We start from the raw sequence: 23,582 nt of genomic DNA on the forward strand, positions 1-23,582 counted from the left end.
ACATAAAAAGGAGGACTACATTGTTTAGCTAAAAAATTAGCGCTGAGTCCAAACAGAGCCAGCGCTAACATAGACCAATTAAATTAATTTTAGCCTAATTGTTTACGAGCATTACGGAAAATACGCATCCATGGGCTATCTTCTCCCCAATTTTCTGGGTGCCATGAATGACTAACAGTACGGAAAACGCGTTCAGGATGCGGCATCATAATCGTCGCACGTCCATCTCTAGAAGTAACAGACGTAATTCCGTTGATAGAGCCATTCGGGTTTGCTGGATATTTCTCAGTCACCTGACCATAATTATCAACAAAACGCAGTGCAATCAGTGAATTTTGCTCTAATTGTTGAATATGATCCGGCTGTCTAGCTTCCACAAGCCCTTCCCCATGCGAAACTGCAATAGGCATGCGGGAACCTTCCATATTTTGCAGTAACAAAGATGGGCTTTTCGCAACTTCAACTAAACTGAATCGAGCTTCAAAACGTTCTGAACGGTTGCGTACAAAACGTGGCCATAAATCAGCTCCTGGGATCAGCTCATATAGGTTAGACATCATCTGGCAACCATTACAAACACCCAATGAAAGGGTATCTTGGCGCTCGAAGAAGCTTGCAAACTCATCTCGCACACGTGTATTAAACAGAATTGATTTCGCCCATCCTTCGCCCGCACCTAACACATCACCATATGAGAAGCCACCACAAGCAACCAACGTATGGAAGTCAGCTAGTGATAAGTTACCAGCCAATAAATCACTCATATGAACATCAATTGCGTCGAAACCAGCGCGATCAAATGCAGCGGCCATTTCAACATGCGAGTTCACACCTTGCTCACGTAAGATAGCAACTTTAGGACGGCTACCCGATAAAATATAAGGTGCGGCAATATCTTCTGTGATATCAAAAGTCAGTTTTGTATTCAGGCCCGGATCGTTGAGGTCTAATTTGGCATTATGCTCTTCATCAGCACAAACCTCATTATCACGTAATCGCTGCATTTGCCATGTTGTTTCCGCCCACCATTCACGTAAAGTACTACGCAATTCACGGTAAACAACCGTATCACGGCTGTTAATGATAACAGCATCATTTGGTGTCGCACTGCCGATAAAGTGCAAGCATTCACCAAGACCCGCTTGTGCAAAGCAATCTTCAACATACTGGCGATCTTGCGCATTAATTTGGATTACAGCACCCAACTCTTCATTAAACAATGCAGCTAAAATATCTTCATCAAATTCACTAATATCAACATTCACACCACAATGACCCGCAAAAGCCATCTCAGCTAATGTCACAAATAATCCACCATCGGAGCGATCATGGTAAGCGAGTAATTTTTGTTCAGATAACAGTTTTTGTATTGCCTTAAAGAAGCCAGCTAATAATTGTGGGTCACGCACATCAGGAGCTTTATTACCCAACTGACGATAGACTTGCGCCAATGCTGAGCCACCTAAAGCATTGTGCCCTTGACCAAGGTCAATCAATAATAGTGCATTATCAATATCAGATTTTAATTCAGGTGTGACAGTCAAACGCACATCTTCAACTCGGCCAAATGCACTAATAACCAATGATAATGGTGAAGTCATTTCGCGTTCTTCACCTTTCTCTTGCCAACGTGTTTTCATTGACATTGAGTCTTTACCGACAGGAATCGTTAGCCCTAAAGCAGGACATAACTCTTCACCAACGGCTTTCACGGCTTGATATAGACCCGCATCTTCCCCGGGATGTCCCGCTGCTGCCATCCAGTTTGCAGAAAGTTTAATGCGTTTAAGATCATTAATATAAGCACATGCAATATTCGTTAATGCTTCACCAACCGCCATACGCGCTGATGCGGCAAAGTCCAGTAAAGCAACCGGTGTTCTTTCACCAATTGACATTGCTTCACCATAATAACTGTCTAAACTTGCTGTCGTGACAGCGCAGTCGGCAACGGGTATTTGCCAAGGCCCAACCATTTGGTCACGGGCAACCATACCAGTAACCGTCCGGTCACCAATGGTGATAAGGAACGTTTTTCGGCAACAGCAGGAAGATGTAAAACACGTTTAACCGCTTCACTTAAGCTGATAGCGGTTCTATCTAAAGCATCCGGTTCGGCTTTTAATGTGTTCACATCACGCAGCATTTTTGGTGTTTTGCCCAGTAATACATCAAGTGGCATATCAATAGGCTGATTATTAAAGTGTGAATCATTTAATTTTAAATCACGTTGTTCAGTCGCTTCACCAATCACCGCAAAAGGTGCACGCTCACGTTCACAAATTGCGGTAAATAAAGGAAGCTGTTCTGGAGCAACTGCGAGGACATAGCGTTCTTGTGATTCATTACACCACACTTCCAATGGACTCATTCCTGGTTCATCGTTCAGGATCTTACGGAGTTCAAAACAACCACCACGACCACCATCACTGACTAATTCAGGCATCGCATTAGATAGACCACCTGCACCAACATCATGTATAAACAGAATTGGGTTATCATCACCAAGCTGCCAGCAGTTATCAATAACTTCTTGACAACGGCGCTCCATTTCTGGGTTATCACGCTGTACTGATGCGAAATCTAAATCTGCATCTGATTGACCCGATGTCATTGATGAAGCGGCTCCCCCCCCTAAACCAATGTTCATTGATGGCCCACCTAAAACAATTAGTTTGGCGCCAACAGGGATTTCACCTTTTTGCACGTGATCCGCACGAATATTACCAATACCACCCGCTAACATAATGGGTTTATGGTAACCACGCAGCTCTTCACCATTATGGCTTTTCACTTTTTCTTCATAGGTTCTAAAGTAACCAAGCAAAGCCGGTCGACCAAATTCATTATTAAATGCCGCACCACCAAGAGGGCCATCTAACATGATATCAAGTGCAGTGACAATGCGCTCTGGCTTACCAAAATCTTCTTCCCAAGGCTGCTCAAAACCCGGAATTCGTAAGTTAGAAACAGAGAATCCAACTAAGCCAGCTTTTGGTTTCGCGCCGCGTCCCGTTGCACCTTCATCACGAATTTCACCACCAGAACCTGTCGCAGCACCCGGCCAAGGTGAAATAGCAGTAGGATGGTTATGGGTTTCCACCTTCATTAAAATGTGGGCATCTTCTTGATGATAGCGATAAGTGCGTCCTTCCGGTTCAGGGAAAAAACGCCCAACAGAAGAACCTTCCATTACCGCTGCATTATCTTTATAAGCAGACAAAACATAATCAGGCGTAGTTTCAAATGTATTTTTGATCATCTTAAATAAAGATTTAGGCTGCTCTTCACCATCAATGATCCAATCTGCATTAAAAATTTTATGGCGACAATGTTCTGAGTTTGCTTGTGCAAACATATATAGCTCAATATCCGTAGGATTACGTTTTAACTCAGTAAACGCTGCCAGCAGATAATCAATTTCATCATCAGCCAATGCTAATCCCATTTCAGCATTCGCTTTCTCAAGTGCTGAACGACCTGATGCCATGATATCAATCACTTTCATTGGCGCAGGTTGTTGATGAGTAAATAAGCTCTCTGCTTGTTCTAAAGCTGCAAATGTTGTCTCCATCATGCGGTCATGCAATAAATCAGCAACTTGCTGCCATTGCGCTTCAGACAATGATTCTGCTTGAACATAGTAAGCAATGCCGCGCTCAATTCTCTCAACTTGAGATAAACCGCAATTATGGGCAATATCAGTTGCTTTAGAAGACCAAGGTGAAATAGTGCCAGGGCGTGGAGTGACTAAAATCAATTTACCAAATGGTTCATGTTCCGCTAATGATGGCCCATATTTAAGCAAACTACGCAATTTTCCTTGCTCGCTGTCACTTAATGGTGCTGATAACTCAGCAAAGTGCATAAATTCAGCATAGATATCCGTAACGGGAAGCTTTTTTTCCGCAAATAGCGCTAAAAGGCGGGTAATACGAAATGCTGATAGAGCAGGTGAACCACGCAAAATTTCCATAGTTTTAGTTTCTCTCTTGTAAACGCCAACCCTGACAATAAATAAAAAGCAGGGGAACTGGGTGCTATTATAGAGCAATGCGAATCAATACGAAACCGTTTGCGTGAGTAAAAATAGAGCAAACTACTAAATATTATTAAAAAGGAATTAACACAATATTGGTTGCATGGATCATAATTGTTGAGCAAAATGTCTAAACACTGGAAATATAACCATTACTTAAAACAGTTTTTATTTTAACATTCGTCTACACACGAGATATTTTTTGAACAACATCAAGATTAACTATGTAATCATTGTGATTATTGCGCTTCTTGCCGCTATGATTATTGGTCTTAATATTCGCTGGCCTAGTACACAAAACAACCAGCTGAATCAAATCCTCTCTCGAGGTGAACTTCGTGTTAGCGCAATTAGCTCTCCTCTAATCTATGTTGATGAACAAAAAAACTTCCATGGTTTTGATTATGAGTTGGTCCAAAGCTTTGCTGATTATCTTGGAGTTAAACTCGTTATCACAATGATGCCGACAGTAGAATCACTGTTTTCCGATCTTGAAGATGATAACGCTGACATTGGAGTTGCGGGTCTTCTTTATAATAAAGATCGCCTGCATAAAATGAAAACAGGCCCTAAATACCTTAACGTGACACAACAATTGGTTTATCGTAAGGGCATGACTCGCCCCAAAAGTTTCAATGAAATCAATGGAAATTTAGTTATCATGGCGGGTTCTGCGCATGCGAGTACATTAAGAGAAATATCAGCGTTTTATCCTGAATTAAAATGGAGTGAAACAACGGAATATACAACAAATCAATTATTAGAGATGGTTGCTAAAGGTTTAATTGATTACACCCTTGAAGATTCTATTGCGGTCGCTCTTCAACAACGTATTCATCCTGAAATTGCTGTAGGTTTCGACCTTGTTGATGATCATGCAATAACTTGGTATATGAAGCGTTTGAATGATGATAGCCTTAATGCTGCCCTCCTCGACTTTTTCAATGCCAGTAATGAAGTTGAGCTACTCGCTAGGCTAGATGAAAAATATTTTAGTCATGTTGGTTCATTTGATTATTTTGATACCATCGCATTTATTAATGCAATCAATAATAAACTTCCGACTTATCAGCCTCTGTTTGAAAAATATGCATCTGCAATTGATTGGCAACTCTTAGCAGCGATTGCATGGCAAGAATCACATTGGGAACCGCTCGCCACTTCCCCTACCGGTGTACGTGGGCTTATGATGCTCACAAAACCAACAGCTGAAACAATGGGTGTTTCCGATAGATTAGATGCTGAAGAAAGTATCAAGGGCGGATCTGCCTATCTTGAATATTTAATGCAACGCTTACCCGTATCAATTGCGGATGATGATCGCATTTGGTTTGCTTTATCCGCTTATAATATGGGTTATGGGCACATGCAAGATGTGCGTAAACTGACTGAACTACAAGGTGGCGATCCTGACCGCTGGCTTGATGTCAAAGCAAGATTGCCTTTATTAACGCAGAAGAAATATTATTCTCAATTAAATTATGGCTATGCTCGAGGCCATGAAGCTTATCGCTATGTGGAAAATATTCGACGTTATCACCAAAGTTTAGTTGGCTACTTGCAAAATCAAGATAAAAAGCAAAAAGCATTAGAATTAGTTGAAGGTTCACTGATCCAGTTCCCAGTGGTAGAAACAGCCACCACCAAAGAAAATACAGAGCAAAAGATAATTGATAAGAAAATAGTCGAAAAAGTGAAATTAAATCATACTACAGCGCCAACATCTGAGTACCAATTGCCTACATTATCTCTACCTGATGACAAGTTATCTCTTGGGCAATATTTATTATCTATTGACTCTAAAACCAGCGCTAAAAATAATCATGAATGACTAGTTGAATGATGCCAAAGAACAACTAACATTACCCTAACTTATAAAACAAGTTAACTATTACAGATATACAGTTTATTTAAAGGTCATCATTCAGTAAAAATTAAACTTGGCTATTTTGTTGGCTTAACATGCGTTTTTGTAACTTCTTTTCATTACGACGCATTTTAAAAAATGCACTTAGCATCGTTGAACAACTTTCCGCTAATACACCGCCAGTAACTTCAACATAATGATTTAGTCCAGAATGACCCATTATGTCTATAAACGAACCACATGCGCCCGTTTTAAAATCTTTAGCACCATAAACTAGACGATTTATCCTGCTATGGATCATTGCACCTGCACACATAATGCAAGGTTCTAATGTGACATACAGAGTTGTATCAAGAAGGCGATAATTATTAAGAGACTGACCTGCTTTTTGTATTGCAACAATTTCAGCATGTGCAGTAGCATCATGATTTTGAATCGAACAATTCCAACCTGTAGCAATTAACTGATTATCTCTTACCAATAATGCGCCGACAGGAATTTCCCCTGCATCTTGAGCTTTCAGTGCTAACTCTAAAGCTTGTTTCATCCAATATTGGTCTATCTCTTCTTGCGTCACATTTACCTCAACGTCATTATTTTTCAGGGATTATGACTAATTGTCAGTTTGAGTGCAATTTCGATACAGACTCAACTATGACTAAAGATGGCTAGTTTTGCTGCAAACCCCATAAAAAATGCACCGACAGTACAATTTCCAAGCTTAGCAAGAACCTGTTTTTCTCGTAAGAAACGCGCAATGAGATAGCCACTAAAAATCAATAAACTCAAATAAAGAAAACTCGTTAGCTCTAAAATAGAAGCTAAAACCAAGTAAGGAACCCATGATTGCGCATAACTAAAATCAATAAATTGAATAAAAAAGGAGATATAAAATAAAATTGCTTTCGGGTTTGTCAAACTCAGAACTAAAGCTCGGATAAAATAGCTTTCAGATTTTACAGGAACAGGTTCAGCAGTTGTTGATTTTGATTTAGGCTGGAAAAAAGTCGCGTAAAGAATTTTAACACCTAAATAAAGTAAATAGGCCGCTCCTAAATAGCGCACAATCATAAATAAAACGGGAGATGCTTTGATGACAGAAGCAACCCCGATAAAAGAGAGAAAAATAAGTATCGCATCCCCTGTCAAAACGCCTAGAACTGCTCTATAACCCGATCGTGTGCCATGCGAGGTACTTGTTTTTAAAACATATAAAGAATTTGGGCCTGGCACGATAATGATCAAAATTAACCCGGCTAAGTAAGTCCAAAAATTTAAAACACCCAGTTCTGCAAACATAAAATAATCCTTCTCATTTTTTTATTATTTTTACCATAATTTTTAATTTTGTAAAAATTTATTCGCACTATTAATTTTTAATCATTAAAATAGATAAAAGAAGCTAATAATAATCATTCTTTAAAATAATCTCTATTTTCATACAATAACTAGGCTTTAAATTAGGCTCCTATAAACAAACTTATTAAGGACATAATATGGCTATTGATCAAACAGGTATACAAGCTGGAACATTTGAAACTTTTTATCCAACTAATATTGTCTATTCAGTAGGGAGAAAATACTTTTTCTTAGGTCATACCCCACAAGAGAATGGTTACTTTATTTATAATGTGACTGATACAGGAAATATCGACAATAGTAAAACTCTTCATAAAGGAAAATTGAGTTTTTATTTGAGTAATTTACAATATGTTCAAGACTCTGTTCAAAATAAAAGTTATTTGTACGGTTATAATTTAAATGATAAAACAATTCAGCTGTATGTTGTTTTAGATAACGGTAATATTGAGAATGTTTATAACTTTAAGTTTAATGCTGCAGGCATGTCTATTCGTACCACATCATTCTATGTTATAAATGGTGTACTATTCTATTATTACCAATATGAGAAATCAAAAGAGTGGGAACTATTCACTGTAAAAATTCTCGGAACAGCATAAATAAAAAAATTTATTAACTTATTGAAATTTTTTATCATATGAAATTGTTAAAAATTTATTACCAGATAATTATATTTGAAAAATAAATATAATCTTCTATTGTGATACTAAATTAACAAGAAACAAAATATAATAATGCTAAGGGTGATTATTCTTCAATCACCCTTATTTATTCAAATGCATAATAATCAATAGTAAATATAATCCTTCACAGCACCTAAATATCATCATTTAAACATTAATCTAAAATAAAATATAAATAATAGTTCCTACATATATCAATATACTTTTATTCCTTTATTAGCAAATCACCATTCTTATAAAAAAGAATCAAACAATAAAATTTATCTATTTTAAACTCAATCAACCAATTTTATGTCATAACATCAAAGAAACTACGGTTAGAGGTTTAGATTTTGAAATTTGATGTATAATACGTCAAATAACAGATGGAAGTAACGAATAGGTGCAAGATATAAGTTACTGATTATTAATTAAATTAAACGTAAGTTATTGATATGGCTCTATTAATTACTAAAAAATGCATCAATTGTGATATGTGATTCATTCCAATAAAAACACAATAAAATCATAGCAATATAATTCCGTGTTATGATTTGTGTTTCTCTCAATATAGTTAACAACACAAAAATCTTCTGTATAGTAACACAAAAAAACTTCATTTCTGTATTGCGTAAACCCGTTTAACTGTATATAAATACACTGTACAAATTAACAGTTAAATGAGGGGTTACATTATGCCACGTATTGAAATTCTCTTTGATAAAGAAAATAGCAATAAGCCATCTGAAAAAGTACGCAATGCTCTACGTGAGCAAGTGATACACAAGATTGGTGATAAGTACGGCCCGCTAAACGTCAGGGTGGCGCTAAGTTCGTCAACATCATTAGTGGTCACTGGTGCTAAAAGTGACGATGCGACTAAAGAAATAAATCAAATTATCGAAGATATTTGGCTTGATGACTCATGGGTATGCTATAGCCGAATGCGAAGGGGTAACGACATTACCACCGACCTGTTTTAATCCCGGTGAAAAACAGTGTCGCTTTTGTAAAGCCAAAGGCGGTTTATGCGCAGCCGAAGCACAACATGCTCTTGAGTTGGTGAAAGGTGATTTTGTCGATTTAACCGCACCAATTGAGGAGCAGCTTAGCGAAGTACCTCAGCGAATTACGGTATTAGAACCTGCACAGTTAGCGGAAATTTACAAAGGGCTAGATTTTGTAGAAAACTTCTGCAAGAACCTACGTGCTCGTGTCGCAGATGAACTTAATGTGGGGCACACCGTACCGGGCTTGAAACTGGTCACGGGTAAATTAGGTAACCGGGCATGGGGTAACGAGACCGAAGCTGAAGCCACATTAAAAGGCTTTAGACTTAAGCGCGAAGAAATGTACAGCATGAAGCTGATTAGCCCTACTCAAGCCGAAAAGCTAATCAAGAAGGATAACCCTCGCCGCTGGACAAAATTAGAGTCGCTCATTACCCGAGCTGAAGGTAAGCCTGTTATTACACTCGAATCAGACCCACGCCCTGCTCTTGTCATCAACCCCGAAAACGATTTTGACGATGTGACCGACGAGTCACTCGCCGCTGACCTCATTTAATTAAAGGTACCCAATATGAAAGTTAAATTATCCAATGTCCGTTTGGCATTCCCTGATCTGTTCGAAGCAACCCAAGTTAACGGGCAAGGCGATTACAAATTCCGCGCTACGTTTCTTATCCCCAAAAACCGCACAGATTTAATCGAAGCGATTGAAAACGCAATTAAGCAAGTCGCTACGGCAAAATGGGGGGCGAAAGCTGATGCAGTTCTCAAGTCTATTCGCGGTAACTCAATGCGCTTTAACTTCCGCGACGGGGACGAGAAAATTGAGTATGATGGATATGCAGATCACATGTACATCGGTGCAAGCAACAAAGCCCGACCACTGGTTATTGACCGTGATCGCACTCCGTTAACGGCACAAGATGGTCGACCTTACTCAGGTTGCTACGTCAATGCAACTATCACTATTTTTGCCTATGACAACCAAGGCAAGGGCATTTCCGCATCATTAGGCGGTGTTCAGTTCTTCCGTGATGGTGACGCTTTCGCAGGTGGCGGTGTCGCGAGTGAAGATGACTTCGATGATCTTAGTGTCGCCGAAGAGGAAGAATCACTTATTTAAATTTAGTTCGCTGGCATCGATAGATGCCAGCTCTTAATTAAAAGTTTTTACGTAAAGAAAATTCTGGAAAACTATGTTTTAAATACCCTAATAAATTTGAGTACAGCCGGTATAGCTCAGCCGACAAATTTTCCAAGCTAGCTTTAGCTTCAAATGAAGCTATATTTTGCTCTATTAACCTAGGAAGTAAATAATCAGATTCAAATTGTGTATGATTAAAATCATAATACAAATAACAATTAGATATTTTATGTGTTATTCCCAAAATTTCATCCGTATACCTTTGTAATTCATCATCATAAAAAACAGAACCAGAGTATCTGTTATTCAAATCATCCAATGCATCAATAAATGCTGAGAAAGCATAGTAGTACGTACCGGGTAAGCGTTCTATTAATACCGACAGATATTCACACGACACCCCAGCATATTTATATATCATTTCTAGTTGATTTATATCTAATGAATGCCTATCAGCGCCAATATTATTTTGCGTTTGTGGAAAATATCTCCGAAATAATTCAGGATATTGATTTACTGTATCAGAGTAGATATCGTCATAAAAGAAAACATCAATATTAAATAAACTTAGTTTGTTTATCTTTTTTATGTAATCAATAATTGCAACGTCTCTTTTTGATGCCGTCACAAAAATAAACTCGTCTATATCAAACTGTATTTCTTTTGATTTTTCTAAATCACTATCAATTACATCAGTAGTAAACGAAGTTAAGTTATAGTTCTTACATTGAATAGCAATTTTATTGTTGCCATTTGACCTATAAACTATATCCACACCTTTCTGTTTCTGCCCTTTCCGTCCATAAATGGCAAAGCCTTGATTGTATTTAATTTCAAAATAGTCTTTAACAAAACATTCAAATTGATGATCATCTTTGAATCTAAGCGGTTCAAAATTATTATACGATGTCACTATAAAATACCTTTTATTATGAAAAACACACTCTGGCTCGACCTCGAAACTTTCAGTGAAAAGCCAATTAAATACGGTACGCATTCTTATGCGGAAACTGTTGAAATTATGCTTTTTGCTTGGGCGTTAAACAACAATTTAGTTCAAGTCTGGGATGTTACAGATAAATCCCCTATGCCTACTGAATTAAAGCAAGCGTTAACAGACCCTAACACTATTATTTATGCACATAACAGCCATTTTGACCGCACGATGCTTAACCATAGCGGTATTAAAATTGGTGTTAGCCGTTGGCGAGATACCATGGTTCAAGCACTAGCGCACGGTTTACCCGGTGCTTTAGGGGCGTTATGTGAAGTGCTTGGTGTGCCTTTGGATAAAGCCAAAGATAAAGAAGGTAAAGCATTAATACAGTTATTCTGTAAGCCTCGCCCTAAAAACTCAGCATTACGTCGCGCCACTAGCAAAACTCATCCCGAAGAGTGGAAACGTTTTGTTGCTTACGCAGGGCTAGATATTGAAGCCATGCGTGAAGTGCATAAGCGTTTACCAAGTTGGAACTATCGCGACAATGAGTTAGAACATTGGCATCGTGACCAACGAATTAACGATCGCGGTGTGTGTATGGATATTCAACTCGCCACCGCGGCCATTGAAGCCGTTGAAATTGAGCAAAAGCGCTTAGCCAAACTTACCCAAGATTTGACAGATAATGAAGTACAAGCAGCAACACAGCGTGATGCTCTGCTACAACATATCTCTGCAGCTTTTGGTGTTGACCTGCCTGATATGCAAAAAAGTACATTAGAACGCCGTATCAATGATCCGGATATTCCTTTGCCTTTACGTGAGCTATTAGCTATTCGATTACAAGCCAGTACCACCAGCACCAGTAAATACAAAGCGTTAATGAATGGTGTAAGTTCAGATGGGCGTTTGCGTGGCACATTGCAATTTTGCGGCGCTTCTCGTACAGGCCGTTGGGCGGGTCGCTTGTTTCAACCGCAAAATTTACCAAGACCAACACTTGATCAAGACACCATTGATAACGGTATCGAAGCGTTAAAAGCAGGATGTGCAGACCTTATTTACGATGACATTATGCAATTAACTAGCTCGGCTTTACGCGGTTGCATTATGGCACCAGAGGGTAAAAAACTTGTCGTATCTGACCTTTCGAATATCGAGGGGCGAATGCTCGCTTGGTTAGCAGGTGAAGCATGGAAAATTACAGCATTTAGCGAGTTTGATAAGGGTATCGGTGCTGACCTCTATAAATTGGCCTATGCTCGAGCATTCAATATTAGACCTGAAGATGTTGATAAGCATATGCGCCAAATCGGTAAGGTAATGGAATTAGGCTTAGGATACGGCGGCGGTGTCGCAGCATTCTTAACATTCGCCCTCACCTATGGTCTCGATTTAGATGAACTCGCCGAAGCCGCTTTACCTAATATTCCGCCAAAAGTGAAAAACGATGCGCTTAGCTGGTATCAAAAATCCGTTGAAACCAAGAAAACATACGGCCTGAGTGAAACCGTGTTTATTACCTGCGATTCACTTAAACGTATGTGGCGAAATGCTCATCCCGAAACAGTCTCTTTCTGGTACGAAATAGAAGATACCGTACGTCGGGCGATTGCATCACCAGGGATCACCTTTCCTTGCCGTAAACTTAAAGTTAGACGTGATAAAGCATGGTTACGTATCGTTTTACCTTCGGGGCGTGCAGTTTGTTACCCATCTCCACGTAATGATAACGGTCAAATCAGTTATATGGGCGTTAATCCTTATAGTCGCAAATGGCAACGGTTGAAAACCTACGGTGGGAAATTGGTGGAGAACGTAACCCAAGCGGCAGCACGTGATGTTCTCGCGGGTAACATGCCGACTATTGAAGACCACGGCTATGACATCGTGCTCACAGTGCATGATGAAGTGTTAACTGAAGCACCAGATAACTCCGCATTCAACCATGAACACTTATCTGAGTTACTCGCCACCAACCCCGAGTGGGCTTTAGACCTCCCGCTTAGTGCCGGGGGTTTTGAGGCTTATCATTATAGGAAGGATTAGTTTTTATTTACAAGCATTGCCACTTTTTAAAAAACTAGTAGATTAGGAGATATCTTTAATTATGCAAAATGGACAAATTATGAGTTTAAAGTACCCATATGAGTTATCAACATTCTCAGCTTTTATAGAAAAATGTGGCTTAACTCTAATATCTACAGAAATAAAAGGAAACGCTACGCGTTACAATCTTTCTGACGGAGTCATATTAAATCTATTTAGTACAGGGACAATACAATTACAAGGCAATTCGCTAGTAATACCTTATGTAGAAAAAACTATTGAAGATAATTTAAACATTAATAGTAACACCCCCGAAATAGATACATGTAAAAAAATATTCATTGTTCATGGACATGATCATGCATCAAAAGAACAGTTAGAATTAATTTTACATAAACTCGGCTTAACTGAACAATTTATACTACAGAACACAGGAGGGTCAGGCTTAACTATCATCGAAGAATTAGAAAAAGAGATAGGTAAAAACCAAATTGGTACTCGCTTTGGTATAGTCCTTCTGACCCCTGATGATATTGGATATTCACAAAAAGATGGCGAAGAAGCTAAACAACCTCGCCCAAGACAAAATGTAGTATTAGAAATGGGTATGCTACTCTCATCACTAGGTAGAGAAAATGTCGCAATTCTACAAAAACAACACTTAGAGCAGCCATCTGATGCAAATGGTATTTTGTACTTACATTTTAATGATCATGTAAAAGAAACAGTTCCTCGACTAGCTCAACGATTGCAAAAGTCTGGATTTATAATTGACTCAGATAAAATTGCGTCAGCATCTTCATAGATTATCTTCATTAGTAAATATCTCATATTAAATATCCCCTAAATTTAGGGGATATTTTTATCTTGGAAAAACATATGGCATTCATAAACAACGATAGCCCGTTGTATTTCCGCGCGGCTCGGGATGCTATTCGTCTTGAGCAAGCGGGTAAATACTTCGAGGCGGCTACCGCTTGGTTACAAGCACACCGACTTGCACGGACAAGGAACAATCAAATTTGGAGTGAACGCCGCTCTGATTTTTGCATGAAACAACTTAAACGCGAAATGTACAAAGGCACGAGTAATGAGCAAAGTACGTGAAGATGTCATCGAAAGGCACTTGGTCAATGAAGTGAAAAAAGCAGGCGGTATCGCTTATAAATTTACTTCCCCCGGTCGTCGAGGCGTGCCTGATAGAATTGTACTTTTGCCAAATGGCAAAATCATTTTTGTTGAGTGTAAAGCCCCCGGTGAAAAGCCCCGCCCCGATCAGTTACGGGAACACGCGAGGCTTTTTGCATTAGGGTTTCATATTGTCGTTTTGGATAGTAAGGATTTGGGAGAAATATTATGAAAATTTGCCCAATAATACCAGCTAACCCCGGTTGGTGGTATGTAGAAAAACCTAGTAAAGATTACCATCCCATTATTGCTTGGGAATTGCGTAAAAGCGAGTCTTTTAATGAGTATTCATATATTCCGGTGTACCCATGTCTTCCTGATAARTATGAGGACGAAATACGCGCTGATTATGATTTTTACGACCACGGATACGTAATCTACGATCCTAGCTATACTGCTAAATAAAATGGAAAATACATCTAAAAACTTCACCCCTCGCCCCTATCAAGATCTCATACTCAGCCACGAAATTGATATTAAGCGCTCAAATGTTTGGGCTGGTATGGGCATGGGCAAAACAGTAGCAACGCTCACGGCCTTAGAAGATTTATTCATGGCAGGTAGTGAAACGCAACCGGCTTTAGTTCTTGCACCTTTGCGGGTAGCAAGTTCAACATGGCCAGATGAAGCGGTTAAATGGAATCACTTACGTAATATCGATGTTCAGCCAATTATAGGTACCGCCAAAGAACGTATGGCGGCTATCAAAAATACCAATGCGAGCGTGTTTACCATTAACTACGATAACCTTGTTTGGCTAGTTGAAATATTTGGTGAACATTGGCCTTTTGGTACCATCATTGCCGATGAAAGTACAAGGCTAAAGTCGTTTAGGCTTCGGAAAGGGGGTAAACGTGCTGCAGCACTGGCGAAAGTGGCTCACAAACATGTGCATCGATGGGTAAATTTGACGGGAACACCTTCCCCTAACGGTTTAATTGATTTGTGGGGGCAAGCGTGGTTTGTTGATCAGGGTCAACGCTTAGGCAGAACCTATAGCGCATTTACTTCACGTTGGTTCAACAACATTCAATTCCCTGGTCAACAGTGGTCTAAGTTAGAGCCTTGGCCTTTTGCTCAAGAGCAAATGCAAGATGCTTTACGGGATGTCACGATATCGCTAGATGCCGCTGATTGGTTCGATATTGAAGAGCCTATCCACAATATCATTAAACTTGAACTCCCCGATAAAGCCCGAAAACAGTATCAAGAAATGGAAAAAGAGATGTTTCTTGAACTAGAACATGAAGGCATTGAAGCGCTAAACGCGGCAGCTAAGACGGTAAAATGTTTGCAAATCGCCAGTGGTGCTATCTACACCGATGACAGTAAAAATTGGGTAGAGCTACACGATGCAAAAATTCAGGCGTTAGAAAGTATCATTAGTGAATCAGGCGGCATGCCAATACTCGTTGCGTACCACTGGAAGCACGACCTTGAGCGTTTATTAAAAGCCTTTCCTAAAGGTAGAAACCTAGATGCGGATCCGCAAACATTACGCGATTGGAACGCAGGCAAAATACCGATTCTGTTTGCGCACCCTGCTAGTGCAGGTCACGGCTTAAACTTGCAAGATGGCGGGAATATTTTGGTCTTTTTCTCGCACTGGTGGGATTTGGAACAATACCAACAAATCATCGAACGTATCGGCCCTACCCGACAAATTCAAGCCGGTTATAACCGACCTGTATTTATTCACCACCTTATTGCCGCTGGAACGATGGACGAGGTAGTAATGGAGCGTCGTAATTCTAAGCGCGAAATACAAGACCTTCTGTTAGAAGCAATGAAGAGGAAGTAATACCGTGAAAAAAGATGAGCTAATTAAAGCCACACGGCAAATTAAATACGAATCACGCGATGCCATGAACAGTATGGATGATGATTATATTTCATTCCCTGCGGAGCTGATTTATAGAATATGCGATGAACTGCTCAAGTACCAACAACTTAGCCCCTATGCATGGGAATATCGGAACGCTCGAGGCTTAAACTTTACTAAAGATAAAAAGCAAATCGAACTGGTTAAAGAATATTGCCCTGACGCAAACATCATTGAACTATTTAAATTAGATAATAATTAATTGAGGTATGCTATGACTATTGCCACTAAAAAGAAAAAAGAATATCAAGACGATGACCTGTTAACTATCGATGATGTCTGCGAGATTATCGGCGGTATCAGCCCTAAAACATTAGCAGATTGGAATAACAACCATCGCCATAAGGCAACACTCGCACCGATCCGATTCACTAGTAAAATGGTTCGATACGAGTATAAAAACGTTAAAGCTTTTATCGAAAAATGTCGCAGTAGCTACTAACCTAACCGCCTACGTAATAGCGCCACTTGAGTCAAAATACTATTTTCATGAGCTTCGAAAGCTTGCCGTTTTAACGCTATCTCCTCCTGTAAAATCTCATCAGAAAAATCATAGTGCTCAGCCATACGGTCCTCGCTTCTGTCAGAATGATGTAGGCATAGTATGCTTATTTCTTTTGTATCTGAGCGTGAAAAACCCTTTTGGCGCATTTGAGCAATGATGTTACTTTTGAAAAATTTCCGGCACATTGTATTGAATGCGCCGGATTTTCCCTTCACCGTCCCTTCGTGTACTACCCCTTTCACCGCCCCTTCCGGGCTATATGTTTTCACTAACTTATCCAAAGAACGTTTTGAAAAAGGCTGCGACGGATCACGCGGCTGTAGAAAGACATAATCACGATTACAATTAACAGCGGATTCACGCCATGACAACTGTTCGTCAAGCAAGGTTTTCATAGCTTTCGTGATTGGAAACTTAAATTCTTTTTGCGTTTTCATCGCTCCACGCATACCCGTTAAACCCGCGGGATATGTAATTTCTAACTTATCCAAATCAACATAATCCCAACGTAAATTAGCGACATTGATCGGCCTAACACCCGTTAGAATCATATACCTGACAGCATTCTTTTGATGTGAAGAAGTACATGAAGCCACGTTAATCCAAAGTGCTGCGATCGATTCTATGTCGGTATAGCGTTTGGTTGGTAGGGGCTTTTGCACGCGCGAAGAAACATAATCATCGGGGATACTCGCGGCAATATTTATCCCATTGCAATAAATTGGAGCAGAGAATTTCCAAAGACGGCGTAATTCAGCAAATAATTCCAGAGCTTGGTTATTAGATTTAGTCTGTACCCAGGTATCAATAACTTCAATTAGCCTTGGGTATTTGATATCACTGAATACCTCTCTCGAACCAAAAGACTCTTTTATTTGTTTAGTTCTGCAGCAGTATGTCGCATAGCTATTTTCGCTTAACTTTGCTCTTGCGACTTTACCTGCTAAGTCTTTTTCATAGAGTTCTATTAGTTGATGAATGGACTCTGCACTTAACCCTTGCTCAGCAAGTTCTTTCGCTTTTTCACGGGCAATGGGTAATGCTAATTCAGGCCATTCACCCAATTTTTGACCTTTAACATCCATGTGCTTGGGAAATTCAGCGTATACTGTTACTTTCCCAGCTTTGCTAAAATCAATGCGTAAATAGTGTTCTTTTTCGTATTTTGATCGACGCGGCTTATTGATGTGTTTTAAAATGATTTTTGCGGCAGTAACACAGATTTTCATGTGTGTACTTGTGTATGGTGGCTTACATGACTCCCAACTCTGTAAAGCGCGAGTATAGTCATCAGAATCTGTGCTTTTGGCCTTTTGTGTTGCGACAGTAGACATTGATTTACCTCGTAGTATCAACACATTAAATATAAAGCTCACACATTAGGTGTTTTATAAGCCATAAAAAGGGTATGTGTTGCGGTTTTGTGTTACGAATTTAGGTTTTCCAATGTAAAACATACTGTATAAAATTACAAGTAACAGTCAAAAGTAACGAATACTGAAAAGATATAACTGGCTGATTTTTAACTAAATAGAATGTAAATTATTGATATGGCTCTATTAATTACTAAAAAATGCATCAATTGTGATATGTGTGAACCTGAATGCCCAAATAGTGCTATCTATATGGGTGATGAAATTTATGAAATTAATTCAGATCTCTGTACTGAATGCGTAGGACACTATGATAAACCCACTTGCCAGTCGGTTTGCCCTATCACAAATACCATCATTACTGATCCGCAACATATCGAAACCCAAGAACAATTATGGGATAAATTTGTTGTCATCCATCATTCTGATAAGATTTAAATTACATCCAATATTGATGAAACGCTCAATTCGTTATTCATCTAACAAATAAATGGCATTGCCGGTATTTTAAATAATGATACCGGCAATTATTTTGTGACTAATCAATCCAAATGAACAGAAAAAATTGAAATCTATATATTACACTTCGAACAATCACTCACTATTTATTCACTTTATATACTTTCAATAATCACTGTTGCTGCGGCATAATGCCTTTCATCAGTAATAGAAACATGAAAATGTGTAGCTTGCATACTTTGAGCGAGTTTTTCTGCCTCACCTGTTAATCTAAGCAGTGGCTTTCCCAGTTTATCATTACTGACTTCAAATTGATTAAAAGCTAACCCTTGACGTATACCGGTTCCCAACGCTTTTGCAGCGGCTTCTTTTACAGCAAAACGCTTAGCAAGAAAACGCGCCGGTTTAGCTTGTTGCTGATACTGTTTAAACTCATTTTCAGTTAGTATCCGCTGAGCAAGGCTGTCAGCAGATCGCGTAATAACAGCCTCAATACGCGCAATCTCAACAATATCTGTACCTAAACCAATAATAGCCATTAACGACGAGCTTCTCTCAATAAGTTCTTCATTTCAGAAACAGCGCCAGCTAAGCCACTAAATAGTGCTCTGCCAATAATTGCATGGCCAATATTGAGTTCATAAATGTCAGGCAATAACGCAATTCTCTGAACATTGTGGTAGGTCAAGCCATGGCCTGCATTAACTTTTAAACCTTTTCCAGCAGCATAAGCTACGCCATCACGAATACGGCGATATTCAATCTCTTGATCTTGCTCTGTTTTAGCATCAGCATAAGCACCTGTATGAATTTCAATAAATGGTGCTCCCGATGCTTGTGCAGCATCAATTTGCGCATGGTCAGCATCAATAAACAATGACACTTGAATGCCTGCATCTGTTAAGCGCTTAACAGCATCAGTGATTTTTTGTTGTTGCCCTGCAACATCAAGACCCCCTTCTGTTGTCACCTCTTCGCGTTTTTCCGGCACTAAACAGCAAAATGCTGGCTTAATGCGACATGCAATATCAAGCATCTCTTCTGTCACTGCCATTTCAAGATTCATGCGAGTCTGGATTGTTTCTTTTAATAATTCGACATCTCTATCTGTGATATGGCGACGATCTTCACGTAAATGTACAGTAATACCATCTGCTCCGGCTTGTTCTGCAACAAATGCAGCTTGTACGGGATCGGGATACTGGGTTCCTCGTGCATTTCTTACAGTTGCAATATGATCGATATTCACACCTAACAAAAGCTCAGCCATTTTCTATTCCCCATAAATACAAATACGTTTCTGTTCCTCTATCCTACTGTAATTTGTCAGTAGATGGGAAAAAATATCTATCACTTCGAACATGCTTCCATTTTTATCTGCATTTCTCAATCACATTAATTTATTTTGCGAAGCAGCTCGAAGAACAAGAGTAAGACTTAATATAAGAATTGTGGTCTTAATAAATATGCATAGGATATAACGCAAGAGCAGATATTATGAATTTGATGATGACGGGGCTGGAATGATAAATTGTCTAAATAATTCACGGCTTTTTAACGGTTTACCGCCAAGATAAGGTTTGAGTGCCATACGGGTAAAGCGTTTAGCTGCTTTCAATGTATCACTATCTGGAAATTGGCGTGTGGCAAGCGCTTTGAGCTGCTTACCCGTAAAACTTAACTGATCAATAACGAGGCTACCAATAAACCCTTTTTCTTCTCGATATCGATAAGTCATGCTATCCGCAACGGGGTCACCACTACCAGCACAGTGAAGAAAATCAACGCCATAGCCAAGGTAAGAAAGCAAAGCTAGCTCAAATTGACGCAAAGCAGATTCAGGAGTGTGCTCACTTGCCGCTAATAATTGCAGACAGGAAAGATAATCAAAAAATAGAGGAGAGTATGGAGTGCCGAATTCAATCACTCGAGAAACAAGTTCATTTAGATAAAGGCCACTATATAGAACAGTTCCAGTTAGTGGTAACGATAATGAAATCGGGTCAGCATGAGTCAAGATTTTGATTTCTCCTTTGCCGCTCCAACGGATTAGCAAAGGAGTAAAAGGCTGTAAGCAGCCTCTCAGAGGAGAACGGTTTCGACGAGCACCTTTTGCCAGCAAACGTATTTTGCCTTCACCTTCAGTGAAAAAGTCAATCAATAAACTTGTTTCACTATAAGGTCGAGAATGAAGTATAAATGCTCGTTGCCAACCGTCACTCACAATGTCACCGATTATTTTAAGTCGTCGACATAACCTAAGCTGCGTAGAGCACGTTCATCATCTGCCCAGCCAGCTTTTACTTTAACCCAAAGTTCAAGGTGTACTTTAGCATCAAAGAGTCTTTCCATATCAATACGTGCTTCCGTACCAATAGTTTTGAGCTTACTGCCTTTATTACCAATAACCATTTTCTTCTGACCTTCACGCTCAACTAAGATGAGGCCATGAATGTGAAACATACCATTTTCTGTTACTTTAAATTGTTCAATTTCAACAGTCACAGAGTAAGGTAATTCATCACCTAAGAAACGCATTAGTTTTTCGCGAATAATTTCAGATGCCATAAATCTCTGAGAGCGATCAGTAATATAATCCTCAGGGAAATGGTGATCTGCTTCAGGAATGTGTTCTTTAACAATCTTGGCAATTGTATCAACACCTTTACCTTTTTCTGCACTAATTGGCACCACGTCAAGAAAATTCATTTTTTGACTGATAAAACCAATATGTGGAAGTAAAACTGTTTTATCCGTTACATTATCAATTTTGTTGATAGCAAGAATAACTGGGCAACGAAGTGTTCTTAATTTATTAAGCACCATTTCGTCATCTTCAGTCCAATTTGTACCTTCAACAACAAAAATAACCAACTCAACATCACCGATAGAACTGGATGCTGCTTTGTTCATCAGTCGGTTGATTGCTCTTTTTTCTTCAATATGTAGACCTGGGGTATCAACATAGATGATTTGATACTCATCTTCAGTATGAATACCCATAATGCGGTGGCGAGTCGTTTGCGGCTTGCGAGAAGTAATAGAAACTTTCTGGCCTAGCAGTTGGTTTAATAACGTTGACTTGCCGACATTAGGTCGCCCAACAATGGCAACAAAGCCACAGTGGGGATGTTTTTCACTCATTCAATCTCCAAAATTTTCAATGCTTGTTCTGCAGCAGCTTGCTCTGCTTTACGACGACTTGAACCTACACCATTTATTGGTTGGTCAATGCCACTAACTTGGCAGTGGATCGTAAATTCTTGGTCGTGAGCTTCACCTTTAACCAATACAACAACATAATTAGGTAAAGGCAAATGACGCCCCTGCAAATATTCTTGTAATCTCGTTTTCGGGTCTTTTTGTTTATCACCCGGACTAATTTCATTCAGTCTAGTTTGATACCAATCAAGAATGATTTTTTCTATCATATTGATATCACTATCGAGAAAAATCCCACCAATCAGTGCTTCAACTGTATCAGCAAGTATAGATTCACGGCGAAAACCGCCACTTTTTAATTCACCTGGTCCTAAACGTAAACATTCACCAAGTTCAAATTCACGAGCAATTTCCGCCAGCGTATTTCCACGCACTAACGTTGCTCTCATTCTACTCATATCACCTTCATCCACTTTAGGAAAACGGCGATATAAATCATTTGCAATAACAAAACTTAAAATAGAATCCCCAAGAAATTCTAACCTTTCGTTATGTTTACTGCTTGCACTTCGATGTGTAAGTGCTTGTATTAACAGCTCATGCTGATTAAATTTATAACCAAGTTTGCGTTGTAATTGCTCAATTAAAGAGGGATTCATTTGTGCCTAACCATTTTTCTGATTACAAAAGTAGCACACGCAACAAACCTGTAAAAATACAAAACTGTTGCGTTTGCACTGACTTCTTCTGGTTTTAACTTAGCTTTATATATTTATCAATTCTATATCTAACATATAGAACTAAATGAAAACAATAAAAGTTAGGATAATATAAGAAGCTAATAAATATAATTTACATTGTACACTGAGAAAAATAATAATGCTTCGATTTATGCGGGTTTTAATATGAAAACCCGCATAAACCCTTTATACATCAAGAAAAGTGCTTAAAAAGAGTTATGAACCTAAAGGCCCAATACGACTAAAACGAATTCCTGTCGGCCACTCATTTTCTTGCTTATCTAGACTTAACCAAATAAATACGGCTCGCCCTACTAAGTTTTCTTCAGGAACAAAACCCCACATACGGCTATCTGAACTATTATCTCGGTTATCACCCATCATAAAATAGTGTTTTTCCGGCACAATCCATTCATTAGGCGGCATATTTGGCTGAATATAACGCGATTCAGTTAATGCTTGGCGAATAATTAAGATTTGATGTTCAACTGTATCTAGTTTTTCGCTTCTTTGATATTGGCGCAAAGCGTTACTAGGAACAGGTTGATCAAGTGGGATCTCATAATTACCTTTTTGACTTTCAACAACAGAATCTACATTAAAAAACATTGTCCATTCACTTGGTGAAAGCGGGCCATAAACTATTGGTAATTTTTCAGTACAATTATTGTCTGAGCAATTAGGATAAATAGTTAGCTCTTTTGCATCTGGGTTATAAACAATTTTATCACCCGGTAAGCCAATAACACGTTTAACAAAATCAACACTTGGATCTTTTGGATATTTAAAAACAGCAATATCACCACGAGCAGGCTTGCCCGTTTTAATCAGTGTAGTTTGTGTAACCGGATCTTTTATTCCATATGCAAATTTTTCAACTAACATAAAATCCCCAACCAATAATGTTGGCATCATTGATCCTGATGGGATTTGGAATGGTTCATAAATAAATGAACGAACAACCAATACAATAGCTAATACAGGAAATATAGATGATCCAGTTTCAACCCATGAAGGACGGCGTACAACTTTGTCCATTTCATCTTGGGTTAGCGAGCCTTGGCTCGCTTCTTGGATCTTCTGTAGTTTTTTCTTTCGCTCTGGTGAAAATTTAAAGCGATCTAAACACCAAATAATCCCTGTTATTAAGGTTGCCAATGTGAGGATCAAGGCAAAGGTGTTAGCCATCAGAACTCCTTG

At 39.0% G+C, this 23,582-nt stretch carries 22 protein-coding genes and 2 pseudogenes; 13 read left to right on the forward strand and 11 right to left on the reverse strand.

The genetic code is table 11. The features are described 5' to 3' along the window. Nucleotides 1–89 precede the first annotated feature (89 nt). A pseudogene (gene purL / locus OO7_RS12070) lies at nt 90–3,976 on the reverse strand (phosphoribosylformylglycinamidine synthase). Nucleotides 3,977–4,241: 265 nt separating this feature from the next. On the opposite strand from purL, the gene mltF reads away from it, so the two are divergent. Next, entirely contained in the window at nt 4,242–5,870 is a 1,629-nt protein-coding gene (mltF, locus tag OO7_RS12075; protein WP_043892710.1) for a membrane-bound lytic murein transglycosylase MltF, read from the forward strand. A gap of 103 nt (nt 5,871–5,973) precedes the next feature. Here mltF and tadA read toward each other — a convergent pair whose 3' ends face one another. Together tadA and leuE are read right to left on the reverse strand one after the other, a co-directional pair. Beyond that, a complete protein-coding gene (tadA, locus tag OO7_RS12080) occupies nt 5,974–6,483 on the reverse strand; it encodes a tRNA adenosine(34) deaminase TadA (protein WP_043892711.1) in 510 nt (169 codons plus the stop codon). A 71-nt stretch (nt 6,484–6,554) separates the two neighbouring features. Next, nucleotides 6,555–7,205, reverse strand: a complete 651-nt coding sequence (gene leuE / locus OO7_RS12085; RefSeq protein ID WP_008916209.1) for a leucine efflux protein LeuE — start codon at nt 7,203–7,205, stop codon at nt 6,555–6,557. A 197-nt stretch (nt 7,206–7,402) separates the two neighbouring features. Between leuE and OO7_RS12090 the strand changes: the two genes are divergently transcribed. The 4 genes and pseudogenes from OO7_RS12090 (at nt 7,403) to OO7_RS12100 (ending at nt 10,063) form a co-directional block, all read left to right on the forward strand. Continuing rightward, the gene (locus tag OO7_RS12090) at nt 7,403–7,867 is read left to right on the forward strand and encodes a hypothetical protein (RefSeq protein ID WP_008916210.1); all 465 of its coding nucleotides are present in this window, start codon (nt 7,403–7,405) and stop codon (nt 7,865–7,867) included. A gap of 758 nt (nt 7,868–8,625) precedes the next feature. Further along, a complete protein-coding gene (locus tag OO7_RS16550; protein WP_071524186.1) occupies nt 8,626–8,913 on the forward strand; it encodes a DinI-like family protein in 288 nt (95 codons plus the stop codon). Further along, a pseudogene (locus OO7_RS12095) lies at nt 8,867–9,496 on the forward strand (DUF2800 domain-containing protein); the annotation flags it as partial. The gene OO7_RS16550 and the pseudogene OO7_RS12095, both read left to right, overlap by 47 nt. A gap of 15 nt (nt 9,497–9,511) precedes the next feature. Further along, a complete protein-coding gene (locus OO7_RS12100) occupies nt 9,512–10,063 on the forward strand; it encodes a DUF2815 family protein (RefSeq protein WP_008916212.1) in 552 nt (183 codons plus the stop codon). A 37-nt stretch (nt 10,064–10,100) separates the two neighbouring features. On the opposite strand, the gene OO7_RS12105 is transcribed toward OO7_RS12100, so the two are convergent. Further along, nucleotides 10,101–10,997, reverse strand: coding sequence for a restriction endonuclease (locus OO7_RS12105; RefSeq protein WP_008916213.1), 897 nt, complete (start codon nt 10,995–10,997; stop codon nt 10,101–10,103). Between the two features lie 18 nt (nt 10,998–11,015). Between OO7_RS12105 and OO7_RS12110 the strand changes: the two genes are divergently transcribed. From OO7_RS12110 to OO7_RS12145, 7 genes are all read left to right on the forward strand, one after another. Then, entirely contained in the window at nt 11,016–13,073 is a 2,058-nt protein-coding gene (locus tag OO7_RS12110; RefSeq protein WP_008916214.1) for a DNA polymerase, read from the forward strand. Nucleotides 13,074–13,134: 61 nt separating this feature from the next. Then, nucleotides 13,135–13,878: a TIR domain-containing protein gene (locus OO7_RS12115; RefSeq protein ID WP_008916215.1), complete on the forward strand. Its 744-nt coding sequence runs from the start codon at nt 13,135–13,137 to the stop codon at nt 13,876–13,878. Nucleotides 13,879–13,952: 74 nt separating this feature from the next. Next, nucleotides 13,953–14,180, forward strand: a complete 228-nt coding sequence (locus OO7_RS12120; protein ID WP_008916216.1) for an ANR family transcriptional regulator — start codon at nt 13,953–13,955, stop codon at nt 14,178–14,180. Further along, nucleotides 14,164–14,433 carry a PDDEXK family nuclease gene (locus tag OO7_RS12125; protein WP_008916217.1) on the forward strand — a complete coding sequence of 90 codons (270 nt, stop codon included), beginning with the start codon at nt 14,164–14,166 and terminating at the stop codon, nt 14,431–14,433. Before OO7_RS12120 ends, OO7_RS12125 begins: the two co-directional genes overlap by 17 nt. Before the next feature lie 234 nt (nt 14,434–14,667). Further along, complete coding sequence (locus OO7_RS12135; RefSeq protein WP_008916219.1) at nt 14,668–16,062, forward strand: DEAD/DEAH box helicase; 1,395 nt, start codon at nt 14,668–14,670, stop codon at nt 16,060–16,062. A 4-nt stretch (nt 16,063–16,066) separates the two neighbouring features. Then, nucleotides 16,067–16,345, forward strand: a complete 279-nt coding sequence (locus OO7_RS12140; protein ID WP_008916220.1) for a hypothetical protein — start codon at nt 16,067–16,069, stop codon at nt 16,343–16,345. A gap of 12 nt (nt 16,346–16,357) precedes the next feature. Beyond that, the gene (locus tag OO7_RS12145; RefSeq protein WP_008916221.1) at nt 16,358–16,585 is read left to right on the forward strand and encodes a helix-turn-helix transcriptional regulator; all 228 of its coding nucleotides are present in this window, start codon (nt 16,358–16,360) and stop codon (nt 16,583–16,585) included. On the opposite strand, the gene OO7_RS12150 is transcribed toward OO7_RS12145, so the two are convergent. After that, nucleotides 16,582–17,982 (reverse strand): site-specific integrase, encoded by a 1,401-nt coding sequence (locus OO7_RS12150; RefSeq protein WP_008916222.1) that lies wholly within the window; start codon nt 17,980–17,982, stop codon nt 16,582–16,584. The two genes, OO7_RS12145 and OO7_RS12150, sit on opposite strands and share 4 nt — an antisense overlap. 216 nt (nt 17,983–18,198) lie before the next feature. On the opposite strand from OO7_RS12150, the gene OO7_RS12155 reads away from it, so the two are divergent. After that, a complete protein-coding gene (locus OO7_RS12155; protein ID WP_008916223.1) occupies nt 18,199–18,459 on the forward strand; it encodes a YfhL family 4Fe-4S dicluster ferredoxin in 261 nt (86 codons plus the stop codon). Between the two features lie 176 nt (nt 18,460–18,635). Here the strand turns inward: OO7_RS12155 and acpS are convergent, their stop codons facing one another. The 6 genes from acpS to lepB all read right to left on the reverse strand — a co-directional run bounded on the left by acpS (nt 18,636) and on the right by lepB (nt 23,570). Next, complete coding sequence (acpS, locus tag OO7_RS12160; RefSeq protein WP_008916224.1) at nt 18,636–19,019, reverse strand: holo-ACP synthase; 384 nt, start codon at nt 19,017–19,019, stop codon at nt 18,636–18,638. After that, on the reverse strand, nt 19,019–19,750 hold the full coding sequence (gene pdxJ, locus OO7_RS12165; RefSeq protein ID WP_008916225.1) for a pyridoxine 5'-phosphate synthase: 732 nt from the start codon (nt 19,748–19,750) through the stop codon (nt 19,019–19,021). The genes acpS and pdxJ overlap by 1 nt, the downstream gene beginning before the upstream one ends. A gap of 225 nt (nt 19,751–19,975) precedes the next feature. Continuing rightward, complete coding sequence (gene recO, locus OO7_RS12170; protein WP_008916226.1) at nt 19,976–20,704, reverse strand: DNA repair protein RecO; 729 nt, start codon at nt 20,702–20,704, stop codon at nt 19,976–19,978. Nucleotides 20,705–20,715: 11 nt separating this feature from the next. Continuing rightward, nucleotides 20,716–21,624 carry a GTPase Era gene (gene era, locus OO7_RS12175; RefSeq protein WP_008916227.1) on the reverse strand — a complete coding sequence of 303 codons (909 nt, stop codon included), beginning with the start codon at nt 21,622–21,624 and terminating at the stop codon, nt 20,716–20,718. Next, a complete protein-coding gene (rnc, locus tag OO7_RS12180; RefSeq protein WP_008916228.1) occupies nt 21,621–22,301 on the reverse strand; it encodes a ribonuclease III in 681 nt (226 codons plus the stop codon). The genes era and rnc overlap by 4 nt, the downstream gene beginning before the upstream one ends. A gap of 297 nt (nt 22,302–22,598) precedes the next feature. Next, on the reverse strand, nt 22,599–23,570 hold the full coding sequence (gene lepB / locus OO7_RS12185) for a signal peptidase I (protein WP_008916229.1): 972 nt from the start codon (nt 23,568–23,570) through the stop codon (nt 22,599–22,601). Between the last annotated feature and the right edge of the window lie 12 nt (nt 23,571–23,582).

Origin of the sequence: Providencia sneebia DSM 19967 (genome assembly GCF_000314895.2) — a bacterium.
Classification (GTDB): Bacteria; Pseudomonadota; Gammaproteobacteria; order Enterobacterales; family Enterobacteriaceae; genus Providencia; species Providencia sneebia.